At 42.0% G+C, this 13,878-nt stretch carries 12 protein-coding genes; 2 read left to right on the top strand and 10 right to left on the bottom strand.

Annotated elements, in window-relative coordinates; translation table 11 throughout:
• Positions 1–6: 6 nt before the first annotated feature.
• The 3 genes from BUB11_RS11735 to BUB11_RS11725 form a co-directional block, all read right to left on the bottom strand.
• Entirely contained in the window at positions 7–660 is a 654-nt protein-coding gene (locus BUB11_RS11735; protein WP_073029935.1) for an HlyD family secretion protein, read from the bottom strand.
• Between the two features lie 15 nt (positions 661–675).
• Positions 676–1,641, bottom strand: a complete 966-nt coding sequence (locus BUB11_RS11730; protein WP_073029934.1) for an HlyD family secretion protein — start codon at positions 1,639–1,641, stop codon at positions 676–678.
• 451 nt (positions 1,642–2,092) lie between these two features.
• A complete protein-coding gene (locus BUB11_RS11725) occupies positions 2,093–2,359 on the bottom strand; it encodes a hypothetical protein (protein WP_073029933.1) in 267 nt (88 codons plus the stop codon).
• Between the two features lie 109 nt (positions 2,360–2,468).
• On the opposite strand from BUB11_RS11725, the gene BUB11_RS11720 reads away from it, so the two are divergent.
• Positions 2,469–2,876, top strand: coding sequence for a hypothetical protein (locus tag BUB11_RS11720; protein WP_073029932.1), 408 nt, complete (start codon positions 2,469–2,471; stop codon positions 2,874–2,876).
• A gap of 145 nt (positions 2,877–3,021) precedes the next feature.
• Positions 3,022–4,023 (top strand): methyl-accepting chemotaxis protein, encoded by a 1,002-nt coding sequence (locus BUB11_RS11715; RefSeq protein ID WP_073029931.1) that lies wholly within the window; start codon positions 3,022–3,024, stop codon positions 4,021–4,023.
• Here the strand turns inward: BUB11_RS11715 and BUB11_RS11710 are convergent.
• The 7 genes from BUB11_RS11710 to BUB11_RS11680 form a co-directional block, all read right to left on the bottom strand.
• Positions 3,997–5,586 carry an ASKHA domain-containing protein gene (locus BUB11_RS11710; protein ID WP_073029930.1) on the bottom strand — a complete coding sequence of 530 codons (1,590 nt, stop codon included), beginning with the start codon at positions 5,584–5,586 and terminating at the stop codon, positions 3,997–3,999. The two genes, BUB11_RS11715 and BUB11_RS11710, sit on opposite strands and share 27 nt — an antisense overlap.
• 148 nt (positions 5,587–5,734) lie before the next feature.
• A complete protein-coding gene (locus BUB11_RS11705) occupies positions 5,735–6,505 on the bottom strand; it encodes an NRDE family protein (RefSeq protein ID WP_073029929.1) in 771 nt (256 codons plus the stop codon).
• A 141-nt stretch (positions 6,506–6,646) separates the two neighbouring features.
• Positions 6,647–8,068 (bottom strand): sigma-54 interaction domain-containing protein, encoded by a 1,422-nt coding sequence (locus BUB11_RS11700; RefSeq protein ID WP_427846308.1) that lies wholly within the window; start codon positions 8,066–8,068, stop codon positions 6,647–6,649.
• 498 nt (positions 8,069–8,566) lie between these two features.
• Positions 8,567–10,321 carry an acyl-CoA dehydrogenase family protein gene (locus BUB11_RS11695; protein ID WP_073029927.1) on the bottom strand — a complete coding sequence of 585 codons (1,755 nt, stop codon included), beginning with the start codon at positions 10,319–10,321 and terminating at the stop codon, positions 8,567–8,569.
• A 36-nt stretch (positions 10,322–10,357) separates the two neighbouring features.
• Complete coding sequence (locus BUB11_RS11690; protein ID WP_073029926.1) at positions 10,358–11,137, bottom strand: enoyl-CoA hydratase/isomerase family protein; 780 nt, start codon at positions 11,135–11,137, stop codon at positions 10,358–10,360.
• 4 nt (positions 11,138–11,141) lie between these two features.
• Positions 11,142–12,008, bottom strand: coding sequence for a 3-hydroxyacyl-CoA dehydrogenase family protein (locus BUB11_RS11685; RefSeq protein WP_073029925.1), 867 nt, complete (start codon positions 12,006–12,008; stop codon positions 11,142–11,144).
• Positions 12,009–12,226: 218 nt separating this feature from the next.
• On the bottom strand, positions 12,227–13,807 hold the full coding sequence (locus BUB11_RS11680; protein ID WP_073029924.1) for an acyl CoA:acetate/3-ketoacid CoA transferase: 1,581 nt from the start codon (positions 13,805–13,807) through the stop codon (positions 12,227–12,229).
• Positions 13,808–13,878: the final 71 nt, after the last annotated feature.

The following is a 13,878-nucleotide window of genomic DNA, read 5'->3' as shown; positions in this document are numbered from 1 at the left end:
ACCCCATCACTTAATATGAATCTTCACGACAGCATTAGTACCGGGTAGCAATGTGACATCGCTTTTATCAAATTCAATTTTTACAGGGACCTTTTGAATGACTTTAGTGAAAGTACCGCTTGTTGATGAAGGTAATAAGGCGAAGGTAGAATTTGAAGCTTGACCAACATACTTGACTGTCCCGGAAAACGCCTTATTAGGAAATTGGTCAACCGAAATATCCACCTTTTGACCTTCTTTTATCTTTGTCAGCTTTGTTTCTTCAATATTAGCAGCGATATAAAGCTTTTCCGGATCAACGATTATGGCGACGGTTTGACCTGTGGAAATAAACTCGCCGACAGTTCCCTGCTTCTTGATCACCATCCCGCTGATAGGTGCCCTAAAAACAGATTGATCTATGTTAGACTCCATAAGGTTGCTTATTCCCTGACGCCCAAGGATTTGATCCTTAATAACCTTATCTCCTTCTTCAACATTTAGTTCCAAGAGCTTCCCCGAAATCTGTGGACTCACGCTCACTAGATCACCAGCCACTCGGGCATCCTCTGTTGAAACGAAATATGAATTTTTATACCAGTAATAGCTGCCAACACTGGCTAAAGCAATTACCATTGCGACAATTATTAGAGAGATTAATTTTTTTCGTTTGTCAGCCATATTCTTCACCTGCCACTATTTAATAATGCCGATTTCAGCCAGCATTCCCGGTTTTAATGTTTTATTGGGGTTGTCTACTTGAATTCTCACTAAAACGCTTTTACTGCGCGAGTCGAGCACAGGATCAATCACTGAGATTTTTCCCTTGAATTCTTGATCTTTAATTTCTGCAACTTTAACAACAACTTCCTCCCCGACACTTACATCTCCCATAAACCCTTCTGGCAAAGAAGCTTTAATATACAACGAGTCAACATTTACCACCGAAATAAGGATAATACCTGGGGAGGCTAATTCTCCAACATTTATATTTTTTTCACTAACTATTCCAGAGATCGGAGATACTATCATTCCATTACCCAACTGAGTTTTGGCAAGTTCTAAAGCCGCTTGGGACTGGCCAACCTGGGCCCGCATAACATTTAGAGACTCTTCTGTTTCTCCTTGGATTAGCAGATTTAGCTGATCTTGTGCAGAGTTGTATTGTGCCTGTGCCGCAGCTAACAGAGTCTGTTCGGTTTCAAGCTGGGCTTGGGAAATTGCTCCCGCAGCTAAAAGCTGTTGGTTTCGATCAAAGTTATTTTTGGCATTAGTATAACTTATTTTAGCACTATCTAGAGCTGACTGAGCTTGAGCTATCTGTTCCGGTCGGGCTCCAGCCTGCATCTTAAGCAAGTTTGCCTGGGCGGTATTAACTCCTGCCTCAGCCTGTGACACTTGAGCCTCAATATCTTTGGTATCTAACAAGATCAAGGAATCACCCTTTTTCACTGCTGAGCCTACTTCAACTGAAATATCAGATACTTTAGCAGATAGTTTGCTAGTAATCTGTGCCTTTTCATTAGCATCGACGATTCCTGCCATTACATACACAGGTTTACTTACTTCAACAGTAGTATCGGTTTCAACTTTTTGAGTTGAACTATTACATCCTGTAAGCAACAAACCCATAACTAATAGGATACTGACCATTCTTTTCATTACAATCCCCCTTTTTCGTTTCTACAAGAATTGTTCGCACACCTACATTTACGAGCAAGATTTAATTTACTGCGATTTTTAAGTTATGTCAACCCCTATTTTTCATTATTTTTGTTCCTGTTTTTTGCAGGGATGCAAGACCATAACCATAATAAAAAAACGCTTCTCAACTTTTTAAGAAACGCAAAGGAATAGAAAGGCACGAGACAAATTAACGCTTCCATATAATGGTTTACAAGTTAACGAATAGCATTAAGCGCAAAATGGCGTTTGAACTAGCTAAAACTTTAAGTCTTATTAGGAGGAGTGATTTTGATGGACAGATGGAGTCGCAGACATCGCAGGCGTTTTTGGCGTCGGTTTCCTTTGATAATTGTTGTTCCACGCTGGGGGCGTCGTCGTCGTTGGTAAATTAACAGAGATTATTGGCATCTGCGCTTAGCGCAGATGCTTATCTATTTTCTTGCAGGATTTCTTGTATTTTGGCATATTGAGCCTCTGCTTCATCCTCATTAATAAACCACAATACCCCTTGATCTTTTGATTCAATATTAAAGGTATGGATCAAACCATTAGATAGAGACCCTCTGCCCCACGCTACAAAAAGCTGCGCAGGAGAATTGACGGGATTAACCCCAGAACCATAATAAACAGGTATCCCATACACCTCAGTTTCCTCATAAATCCTAGCCTTTGTCATTCCACAAGGGTTGCCCATTGATTTCCCTTCTTTCCGAATTGATTATCGCTTCACTCTAACAAACAAATAGTCTATAATTGCAATATACATAAGAGGACAGGAGCGTCCAATGAATTGGGGGAATTCTATGTTTACTCAGGCTTATTCACCTGAACAATCTGCTTTTGGCAAGCTAGAAAATGGTCGGGATGTACTTATTCTCTATGTCAAGGAATTTAGCGAACAAGTCCGGTCCATTAACCAGTCCGGCCTTTCTAAATATACCTATCATTGGTTTGCAACAGAACATAAGGATGCCTATGTCCTGCAAGTAACCTGGGAAAATGAAATCCACATTGCTATCCGCTTTAACCCTCAACATTTTGGCCTAATTGACCAATTACTTCAACCCAAAGATGTTATCCTCACAACAACTCCCATATCACTCCTTATGGAAAAAGCCCAGATTAGCGACTATAACTTTATCGAATTCAACGATGTACTTACCTTTAGTAAATTATTGTTTGAAGTACCCAATTCCGAATATGAGAGTTAACATATAACAGCTTTTATCAATACTATTTCCTGAAAAGAAACCGTTGCAAATTCCTAGCACTGTCGTATAATGAGAAAAGATTGGCAAAGGCGCCGACCTGTTTTTTTCAGGTCGGTTATTTTTATTTAGGGGTGATCTGATCTACATGGCAAACGAAAATCTCGTTATCGATACTTCAATTCTACTAAGCGAACTCAAGGACGCGAACCAGGAAATGGGTCAAGTCATTGAATCCATCCGGCAAATAGCCCAGCACACAAACCTCTTATCTCTAAATTCTGCCATTGAAGCAGCCAGAGCAGGTGAAGCTGGTCGTGGCTTTAGCGTAGTAGCGGACGAAATTAAAAAACTGGCTACACGAAGTTTAGCTTCAACTAAAGAGAGTACTACGATCATTGAAAATATTCAAAGTAAAGCAAACGAGGTAATGGCTGTACGAATGGCCGATGTGGCCTATGACACGATTGATAAGATTGATCGGAACCTTTTCGAACGCAATTGCGATGCCCAAGCCTGGGCTGGTTTCGATAAAGTTAAAAACTGCTTCTGCACAACGATTAGTGACCGTTCTTCCATTGCCAACAGCTTATTAAAAAAACTAGTTGATATTTATGAGGTCTATAATGACCTATACGTATTAGACCCTGAAGGAATAATCGTTGCCGCTGGTGTTCATCACGAACTTATCGGCCAGAGCATGGCGGATAGAGACTGGTTTAAATCTGCCAAGGTTGAAAATACCATATCAGTAAGTGACCTTTACTATTCCACGGTTGCTAAATCTCATACCGTGGCGTATACATGCCCAATTCGTAATGATGGAGGTGAAATAATCGGATATTTTTCTACTCGATTCAACTGGAACTACATCTACGACATTATCGATTCTGCCCGAATAGGCAAGAATGGAGATATATTCATTATAAACAGCGCTGGATACGTCATTGCCTGCCGAAATCGCAAGGGTATACTTACAGATAATTTGAAGCACCTTAAGGCTGCCCAATTAGCGATTAATGGGGAAACTTACGGTTATATTTTCGAAAAAAGTACTATGGGTACTAAAATTTATGGGTATGCACACACACGTGGTTATAACGCCTATAAAGGAAAAAACTGGTCAGCTCTTGTCAGCGAAAACCTCTAAGAGCCTTCCCCTGACACTAGGATAGCGATCTAGATCAGTATGAGGCAGAAATTTGCTGCTGACGAACTTGTCCATAAAAGCAGAATTAGCATTTAGCTCAAAATATGTTACTTTTCCTGCGATCCCTTCTGCTTCCAAACGCTTGCAACGGGACAAAAGCACTTGGCGGGCCGCTTCACCTGAACTGTTACCTAGGCGCACGATCGCTGTCCTCGGAAGATCAGGGTAGAGACCTATCGTAACGGCAGACTCAATTGGAAGATACTGACCGAAGGCTCCAGCAGCATAGAAATGACTAATTTCTCGCCAATCACATCCAACATTTTCTATCAATAGATCCGTAGCTGCGTTGACTGCCCCTTTAGTCGCCATAAAATTATTAATATCGACCTGAGAAACAACAATGTCTTCCCCAGAGGCTGCTTCATGGGCAGGGACTATAACAAACTCCTTCTGTCCGTTCTGAAAACGGGCAGTTCGATTAATAATGCCGCTAAGGAAAAGTCCGGCGAGTGTGTCCACCAGACCTGAACCGCAAATACCGCGAGCAGGGAAATTACCTACTGTTGAATAATTCACCCAGCCTGTCTTTGGATCAATGGAAACATGATCAACTGCCCCTGGTTCTGCCCGCATACCATAGGTTGTAACCCCGCCTTCCAGAGCCGGTCCGGCTGCACCAGCACAGGCGACAAGCCACTCTTCATTACCTAACACGATTTCCCCATTTGTCCCTATGTCGACAAAAAGGGAAATGTCAGACTGTTGGTGCATGCCACTAACTAATATTCCTCCTATGACGTCTCCCCCAAGAAAACTGCCTATACTGGGCAAGCAATAGACTGGGGCCAAGGGGGCAATATCAAGGCCAATTTCTCCCGCCGGAATCAATCCCGGATTATTAACAACCGGAGTATATGGAGCGCGGCAGATTGAAGCAGGGTCTAGACCTAACAAAAGATGAATCATAGTCGTATTTGCCCCTATTGCAGCCGCGGTAATCTTACTTGTCTCAGTTGGAAGCGGATAAAGACGCTTTATCAGACGATTGAGGGTATTCAAAACCGCCGATTTCAGGCTTGCTAAACCGCCCGGTTCTGATGCATGACGAATCCGGGTCAGTAAATCCTCACCCATGGCAATCTGATCATTATAGTCTGCAGCATGTTTAAGTACCGTGCCATCGCAGAGATTGATCAGGTATACAACCACGGTTGTTGTTCCAATGTCTATGGCCAACCCGTAGTGTTCTTGGGCAGTATCACCGGGTTCTATGTCAATTAATTCCCAGGCGTGTCCAGTGTCTGCTACTGTGGCTGTAAGTTGCCAATTGGCACCCCTGCATATGCTGGGTATCTTGGGCATCATTGCCAACGGCACATATACAAAGCCGCCGCAACTGCGCTCTAACACTTGACGTATTTGGTCGACATCTGCTCGGTTATCTTGTGGGCCAGGCGGGTTAAGAGACAAGAATACCTTCCTGGTAAGGGGCTCGAGCTTATTTAGAGGGGATTGAACCTGATCCGAAAGAATCACCGACTTCTGATTATTGTTTGACATAATCGTACCTCATTTAAATTTTTTTGTAATTATTAATTATCATCCTATCAAATATCTTCTGAAATAAGAGTTTATAAATGTTTCAAATTTAATTGCTTACCAATAATGTTAGAAGCAAATAAGTAAGTTTAGATGAGTTTAATTGACGTTATATTATTCTAAATTCATGCCTGACTTCAATAGAGTTTTTTTGGCCAGGGGAAAAACTTTTCTCTGTAAATGTCACATGATTGTTGCGATCAATCAGTATCACCGCGGAAGACCTAGTTCCATAATCCATCCCTTGGATAAAGATTGAAGACAGCTGTTTTTCAAGAACATAATTAATTCCGGTATTGGGCAATTCGTGATCCAATGCCTTTTCATCATCGGCTAAAATTTCAAAAAGAGCTTGCGCTTTGATTAAGGTTTTGTTGTTCTCTATGTGATTTGCTAATGCTTGTTTAGCTTTAAGGACTTTAGGCCAAGGAGTATCTAACAGATGATTACTAAGACCATAGATCCCAGGTTTTAGTTCCTTAAGCTCCGATGTTTGTTTAGAATAATATACAAGACATGATAAATCTCCCACTATGAGATTAAACGGATTATAAAGTTCGCGATATTTTGCGACATCTTGCAAGTAATTGGTTGGGCATTCATTCATGCATAAAAAGTCACTGACCAGTTTCCCCCTGGATTTAGCATTCGTAAGTTGCAGAGAAGGGTCCCGATAGTTTGTCAGTGCTGCAAAACGCCCTGAACTGGTTATTCCCATCCAAGTTCCCAGCATTTCCAAATCCCTGCCAGCTAAAACCCAAGGGTAAGATTCCCAAAAATGAGCCTTTTCTGTTGGCCTCTGGAAATACTCATCCCTATTAGCTGCGAGAATTAGACGATAATTTGGATGGCAGTTATATGCAAATAAGATCAAGCACATAATTTTGTCCCTCTCATAAGAAATAATTCGCCAAAGCCAAAGACACTCCAACATGAGTGTCTTGTTTATTATAAGTTATTCTATAATAAATCGTAAAGAAAAAGCGGCTAAATTGTTAAAAACTGTATCTGTAACGTTTCGTCATGTGGATTTTACTTCGCGCTTTCGATACAGCAAGGAGCGGTGGACTCCTAATCTCCGAGCTGCTTCGTCTACTCGTCCATTGCATTCTTCCAGAACTTGATTTATATACTTCTCTTCCACGGCTTTCATAACACTTTTTAGAGTTCCTTGATAAGCTATATTAATCTCAGGAAAACATTCTAAATCATAATCAAAATTTAAAGTGTCATTAGCTGACGTAATCACTAATCTTTCAATAACATTCCGCAATTCTCGGACATTTCCAGGCCAACTATATTTTAAAAATGCTTGTGTCGCTTGAATAGAAAATCTCTTCTTGAGATTGTATTTTCTATTCAATTCCTCCAAAAATTTATGAGCGAAGGCAATGATATCCTCAGGTCTTTCTTTTAAAGGCGGTAAATCAATGGGTATTACATTAAGGCGATAGTATAAGTCGCTTCTAAACAATTTTTGCCTCATCATTATTTTTAAATCTCTATTCGTAGCAGCGATAAATCGAACATTGGACTTGTAAATGGTCGTATCACCTAACCTTTGGACTTCACTGGATTCTAAAACTCTTAGCAGCTTAGCCTGCATCGCTAGTGGCAATTCAGCAATTTCATCCAAAAACAAAGTCCCTTTATCGGCAATTTCAAACAACCCCGGTTTTCCTTGCGGATTTGCACCCGTGAAGGCCCCTCGCACATAGCCAAAGAATTCCGACTCCAGTAATTCATGAGGAATCGCTGCACAATTTACGGGGATAAGCGGTTCTTTCGATCGAAGACTATTGCGATGAATATGTCTAGCCATTATTTCTTTACCAGTACCTGTTTCTCCGATCAGCATTACAGTACTGTCGGTTTTCGCTATGACATTACTGATCTTCATAATTTGGCGCATTTGCTGACTCTCGGCCACAAGCTCTTTATTCTCCAAATCCACTTCACTCAAATACTCTACCGCATTTTTATAACGATTCACAGTTAATCTTTCTTTTTCTAAAGCTGCTATATACTCATCGACCAAATTTTTATCACGTGCATTAGTGATAACCATAACAATATCACCATTTTCATCCAGCAATGGATTACTGGTAACCATAAACTGAATTCCAAGCCTGTTTGTAACATTCCCTGATACTATAGAACGTTTTTTAATAGCCTTCATGGACGGAGAACAGTCATAGATACCCCTTTTTAGTAATTCCTTTACATTCTCCCCAATCAGTTCTTCAGCCTTACATCCCATAAATTTCTCCGTTCCTGAGTTAGACAAGAGAACGTTGCCATATTTATCGATAACAAATATCGCATCAGATGAATTATCAATAATCTGTTGTAAAAACTGTTGCTCGAGGGTTTTTCTTAATTCACACGTATAAGAGTCTTGTTGGTTAAAGTTTTGTTGTTTATGTTCAGACGCCACTTTTATCACCATCCTTAGAGGTTGAAATAGAAATGACAACGTCTACCCATCAAAATCTATTCGTTTAAAAGTTATTCTTATAAATTATATTAGAATATAAAATATTATTTGATTTATTCGACATTTCTGAATAAATTCCTTTTTAAAAATACTCATAAGCCATTAAATGTTTAAAGCCTTTGTGCATGCAATTAACGAATACTTCCGCGCCGTTGGATAAAGTCTACCTCCTTCGCCGCCAAGTGCTCTTATTGGGAAAGGCGGCTCGGCGATACTCTCCACTGGAGACTATCGTCACCGAAGCACAGTACGGGGTACCGCTCCCACTTGGAGAAGTGGGAGTCTCACGATGTAGATAAAATGATATAGCCTTCCGAGTGGTAGATCCTGTCTACACCCCAAGAAGGCTACAATTCAAAATAATAATATACCCATAAGATTATTGTGATCAGTTGATCGATTATCTATATTAAATTTCTCGCTAATCTTACTGAACTCTTCTAGTTAAACCACATATTTACCACTTTCAGAAATAGCTGCAGCAATTTCTTGCCTCAGGGCCACCGTGTTTCGGGTAGTATACTTAGTCAGCCTCTGCAGATCCTCCAGTAGGCTTGCCAACTCCTCATCCTCTGCAAGGGCAGCCAACGTTTCCTTAGCAGAGTACTCCAATAACCCTACGACAGCATTAATATAAGTCCTTGCCATACTGAGCTTAAGTTTTGCCTTGGCCTCACCCTCATTAGCTACGGCTTTCTGAGCTCGCAGCCAAGCACTCTCCATGGCAAAGGCTCTAATAGCCATATCTGCTAGTCTTCCAACTATTTCTTGATTTTTTTGTAAATCCTTCCCATATTTCTGAAGCCCGGCACCCATGGTCAGCAGGAAGATATCCTTTGCTGCCTGTACTAAACCCGCTTCCCCTTCTCTGATCAGATCTCCAGATCTGATTTCTCCCTTGAGTTTTTCGATTGCTTCCTGAAGGGGCAAATCCCCTTTTGCCGCTCGGCGCAACAGGGTAGAGGGAATCAAGACACGGTTTATTTCGTTAGTCCCTTCAAAGATACGGTAAATCCTCGCATCCCTGTAAAGTCTTTCGATTGTGTATTCGGAACTAAACCCATAGCCACCATGAATTTGTACCCCTTCATCTACTGAATACGCTTGTACTTCTGTAGCAAAAATCTTGTTCATCGAGCACTCTATAGCATATTCCTCAATACCCTTGGCCGCTATTTGTCCTCCGTCATCACCTGAGGTGTCCAAACTGTGCAGTATGTTTTCCAACAACCCACCAGTACGATAGACCATGCTTTCAGCCACATAAGTTCTAATAGCCATTTCAGCAAGTTTTTCCTTAATTAGGCCAAAATTTGCGATTGGCGTGCCAAACTGCTTGCGGTCATTAGCGTAGGTGGCCGCTAGTTCCAGAGCATACTTAGCATTACCTAAGGCATTTGCAGAAAGCTTATAGCGACCCAGATTTAGTATATTGAAAGCCACAACATGCCCTTTGCCGATTTCGAATAGCAGATTTTCCACGGGCACCTTTACGTCTTCAAAGATTACGGACCGAGTGGAGGAACCTTTAATACCCATTTTATGTTCTTCAACCCCAGTAGAAAGACCATTTGAATCTCCGTCTACGATAAAAGCAGTAAACTTATCTCCGTCTATTTTAGCGTACACTATGAATATATCGGCCATCCCGGCATTGGTGATAAACTGTTTGGTTCCGTTCAGGATATAATAATTGCCATCAGGACTTAAATCTGCCCTAGTCCTCGCAGATAAAGCGTCCGATCCTGCCCCCGGTTCAGTCAAGGCATAGGCCCCAACTTTTTTACCGCTGACGATACCGGGGAGGTATTTTTTCTTTTGCTCATTGCTGCCGAACATGACAATGGGCATACTGCCGATACCAGTCTGACCACCGTGAGTCATGGCAAAAGAACCCGACCTCCCGATACACTCTGCAATGATGGTAATGCTGATTTTATCCATATTCATACCATCATAATCTTCCGGGATATCTGCGCCGTTTAAACCTAACTCTCCAGCTGCCTCTAGAAGTTCCCTGATTAGGCCTTCCTTTTTGGATTCCAGCTCATCCATTCTGGTCAATATACTATCATTAACGAAACCCGCAGTAGTCCGGTAAATCATATTATGCTCAAGTGTAAAATCCTCGGGGGTAAATATATCTTGAGGGTTAGTCTGACCGAAGAGGAAACTCCCCCCTTTAGGTAAGTTACTCATAGGCTCACTCTCACTTCCATCGAGTTATCTAAGGGTCTACTTTCCCGTGAAGTTAGGTTTCCGTTTTTCCATAAAAGCCCCTATGCCTTCTTTACGGTCGTCGCTGGCAAAAGCAGTGACAAAACATTGGATTTCCAGCGTTAAGGCAGAGGAGATATCTAGATTCAGCCCCGTGTTAATAGCTGATTTAGCCATAGCCATAGCCACAGCAGGTTTAGAGGACAGTCTCTTGGCTAGTTTTTGAGCCTCTTCAAGAAGTAATTCTGTGGGTACCACTTTATTTACAAGACCAAGACCTAAAGCTGCTGAAGCATCAATAATATCGCCCAGGAAAATAAGTTCCTTGGCTTTCGCTGCACCAATAAGCCTTGGCAGGCGCTGAGTACCTCCTGCACCCGGGATAATGCCCAGACCAATTTCGGGTTGCCCAAATTTGGCGGTATCGGCAGCCACACGGAAGTCACAGCACAGAGCTAACTCGCACCCTCCTCCTAATGCCAGGCCGTTGATGGCAGCAATAACGGGTTTTCCTAAGTTTTCAATTCTTTTGAAGGCAATCTGAGAATCCTGACAAAAGTTGTAAACCTCAACTGGGGTCAGATTAGCCATTTCCGTAACATCCGCGCCGGCTGCAAAGGCCTTATCTCCTGAACCGGTCATAATAACAGCTCCAACAGATATGTCGGACTGCAATTCATTAATAGCCTGAGTTAACTCCTTAAATATTTGAGTGTTCAGGGGATTCATCGGAGGACGATTTAAGGTGATAGTAGCCACTCCGTTTTCTTTGCTCACCTGAATTGCTTCATACGTCATGAAATCACACTCCTTTACTTTTGTAATCAAACCAACCAGCACCAGTCTTCTTGCCAAGGCGTCCAGCCCGTACTATTGCTTTTATAGTCTGCGGAGGATTCCATTTAATGTCTTTTGATTCATTAAATAAATAATCTGCTACATGAACTGAGATTTCTACGCCGGTAAAGTCCATGAGTTCGAAGGGACCCATTGGATAGTTTAGACCTAGTTTAACAGCAGTGTCTATATCTTCAGGGGTGGCTATACCTTCTTCTACGATGCGAATGGCTTCTAGGAATTGAGGCATCATGATGCGATTTACGATAAAACCTGGTGTGTCCTTCTTAACCACCACTGGGGTCTTGCCTAAACCTAGTGAAGCCTCTGAGGCCAACTTTACGGTCTCATCACTAGTGTAATAACCTCTGATCACTTCTACCAAGCGCATAATCAGAGGTGGATTAAAGAAGTGCAGTCCAACCACCTTATCCGGGCGGGAGGTTGCTGAGGCTAATGCAGTAATTGACATGGAGGACGTATTCGAGCCAAAGATTGTTTCAGGACCACAAATCTTATCCAGTTTTTCAAAAGCACTCTTCTTAACTTCCATATCTTCAAAAATGGCTTCAATTACCATATCAACAGACGCAAAGTCCTCTATTTTAGTCGTGATCGTGATCCTCTTTAATACTGCATCTTTTTCTTCGAATGTCATTTTCTGCTTTTCGATGCTCTTATCCATAAAGCCAGCTATACGCTTAACTGCGCCTTCGCCAAACTTCTGTTCCACATCACATAGTATCACCTCAAACCCTTTTATTGCTGCCAAATGAGCAATTCCGCCCCCCATTGAACCAGCACCTAAAACTCCAATTTTCTTAATTCTCATCATCAGTACCTCCTATATTTTCTAATTCTTACATGATTTTTCCGATTCTCCCGCTTTCCCAATTTCTTCAAGTTAATCACCAATATCCATTAGTGCTGTCAGTAATCTCACGCGGTTTTCTCTTTTTTCTGTCAAATTTAATAAAACCGCTTCTCGTTGAAGGCTTAGAGTCTCTATTCGTGTCATCATCGTTAATCAGACTCCTCTTTAGAAAGCTCCTAAATACTACCTTTGGATTGGAGAATTTCAGCCAACCTTCCCCATTTTTCTTGGAATATCTCCGGTGGCATTGGTTTTACATCTTTGATAATCGGTTTGAAATCCATCAACTCCAAAATGTCCTTTTCCAGGTTAACCCCAGGCGCGATTTCAATCAGCTCCAAGCCTTCCGCCGTAAGTTGGAAAACGGCCCGTTCTGTGACATATAAAACCAATTGTCCATCCTTCACGGCATACTTCCCGCTGAAGGTGATTTGTTCTACATCGGTTACGAACTTTTTTCTTTTTCCCTCTTTCACGATCATCAATTCACCCTCGACAATTTCCAATTCGGCTCCGTCAGTAAAGGTTCCACAAAACACAACGTTTTTAGTATTTTGCGTTATGTTAATAAACCCTCCTGCTCCAATTGGCCTCCCACCGAACTGGCTAACGTTGACATTACCAAAAACATCAACCTGTCCCATTCCCAAAAATCCGATATCAAGGCCGCCCCCATCATAAAAATCAAATTGAAAAGCTGTTCCAATAATACTTTCCGCATTTACAGAATGACCGAAATCTAAGCCTGGTGCTGGCATGCCGCCAATCGCACCTGATTCCGTTGTCAGGCACACTTGGTCCGCAACCTTTTCCTCTGCGCAAATCTTTGACACACCATCCGGCATCCCTATCCCTAGATTGACGACGACATCCGGTTTTAATTCCATAGCCGCTCTCCTGCATACGACTTTTCGATCATCCAATTTCATCGCATTGACTGACATTGAATCAACCGCTAGTTTTATTTCCCCTGTAAAGGCTGGGTTAAAATACGTACACATGGTTTGATAATGCCACTCAGGCTTAGCAACAAGTACATAATCAACTAGGATACCCGGAATACACACCTGCTTAGCATGTAGTGTTCCTGCTTTTACTAAATGTTCCACCTGGGCTATGACGATCCCCCCACAAGCTTTCGCTGCCATGGCCGCTGATAAACCCTCAACAGAAACCCCTTCCCGATAATCCGAGATATTACCACGTTCATCTGCCACCGAACCCCGGACAAGGACAACGTCAAGCTTCGGTAGTTTGTAATGAAGCCACTCCTCGTTTTTAAACTCTATGAGTTCCACGAGATCCTCACTATCTATGGCTTTCTGGTTAAGCTTCCCTCCAACAATCCTCGGATCAATAAAGGTACCTAAGCCGACTTTAGACAAGATACCTGGACGCCTACTGGCTATATTGCGTGACATCGTCACAAACACGCCCTGAGGTAGCGTATAGGCTTCTAGCTTATTTTCCATGACAAGTTTGGTTATTGCTGGTCCGGCAACTGCAAAATGTCCCGCTACCAATCTCTTCAAGAGTCCCTCAAGAGCAAAATGAGCAACCCCGCGATCTTTGAAGTTCCCGACGCCTGTAGCGTAATAGAGTGTTAAATCACGAGGATGACCGGTTTCAAGAAAACTTTCTCTAATGCCGACAGCCACTTCTTCCGCAAAGCCTCCTAACCCGAAGCCTGTAGTATAAATGGTGTGCCCATCCTTTACATACTTTCGTATCTCTTCAGATTCAATGATTTTAGGCATATTTTCACTTCCTTTCATGCTATTTATAAATGAGGGGAATTCTTGAATTAGCCCCTTTTTATAGCGTTACA

The organism is Desulfosporosinus lacus DSM 15449 (genome assembly GCF_900129935.1).
GTDB classification, from domain to species: Bacteria; Bacillota; Desulfitobacteriia; order Desulfitobacteriales; family Desulfitobacteriaceae; genus Desulfosporosinus; species Desulfosporosinus lacus.
Note: the sequence above shows the minus strand (reverse complement) of the source record. Positions and strands in the feature narration are given on the sequence as shown.

Coding starts and splice junctions, on each gene's coding strand:
- BUB11_RS11735 (WP_073029935.1), bottom strand. CDS start 660: ATGGCTGACAAACGAAAAAAATTAATCTCTCTAATAATTGTCGCAATG.
- BUB11_RS11730 (WP_073029934.1), bottom strand. CDS start 1,641: ATGAAAAGAATGGTCAGTATCCTATTAGTTATGGGTTTGTTGCTTACA.
- BUB11_RS11725 (WP_073029933.1), bottom strand. CDS start 2,359: ATGGGCAACCCTTGTGGAATGACAAAGGCTAGGATTTATGAGGAAACT.
- BUB11_RS11720 (WP_073029932.1), top strand. CDS start 2,469: ATGTTTACTCAGGCTTATTCACCTGAACAATCTGCTTTTGGCAAGCTA.
- BUB11_RS11715 (WP_073029931.1), top strand. CDS start 3,022: ATGGCAAACGAAAATCTCGTTATCGATACTTCAATTCTACTAAGCGAA.
- BUB11_RS11710 (WP_073029930.1), bottom strand. CDS start 5,586: ATGTCAAACAATAATCAGAAGTCGGTGATTCTTTCGGATCAGGTTCAA.
- BUB11_RS11705 (WP_073029929.1), bottom strand. CDS start 6,505: ATGTGCTTGATCTTATTTGCATATAACTGCCATCCAAATTATCGTCTA.
- BUB11_RS11695 (WP_073029927.1), bottom strand. CDS start 10,321: ATGAGTAACTTACCTAAAGGGGGGAGTTTCCTCTTCGGTCAGACTAAC.
- BUB11_RS11690 (WP_073029926.1), bottom strand. CDS start 11,137: ATGACGTATGAAGCAATTCAGGTGAGCAAAGAAAACGGAGTGGCTACT.
- BUB11_RS11685 (WP_073029925.1), bottom strand. CDS start 12,008: ATGAGAATTAAGAAAATTGGAGTTTTAGGTGCTGGTTCAATGGGGGGC.
- BUB11_RS11680 (WP_073029924.1), bottom strand. CDS start 13,807: ATGCCTAAAATCATTGAATCTGAAGAGATACGAAAGTATGTAAAGGAT.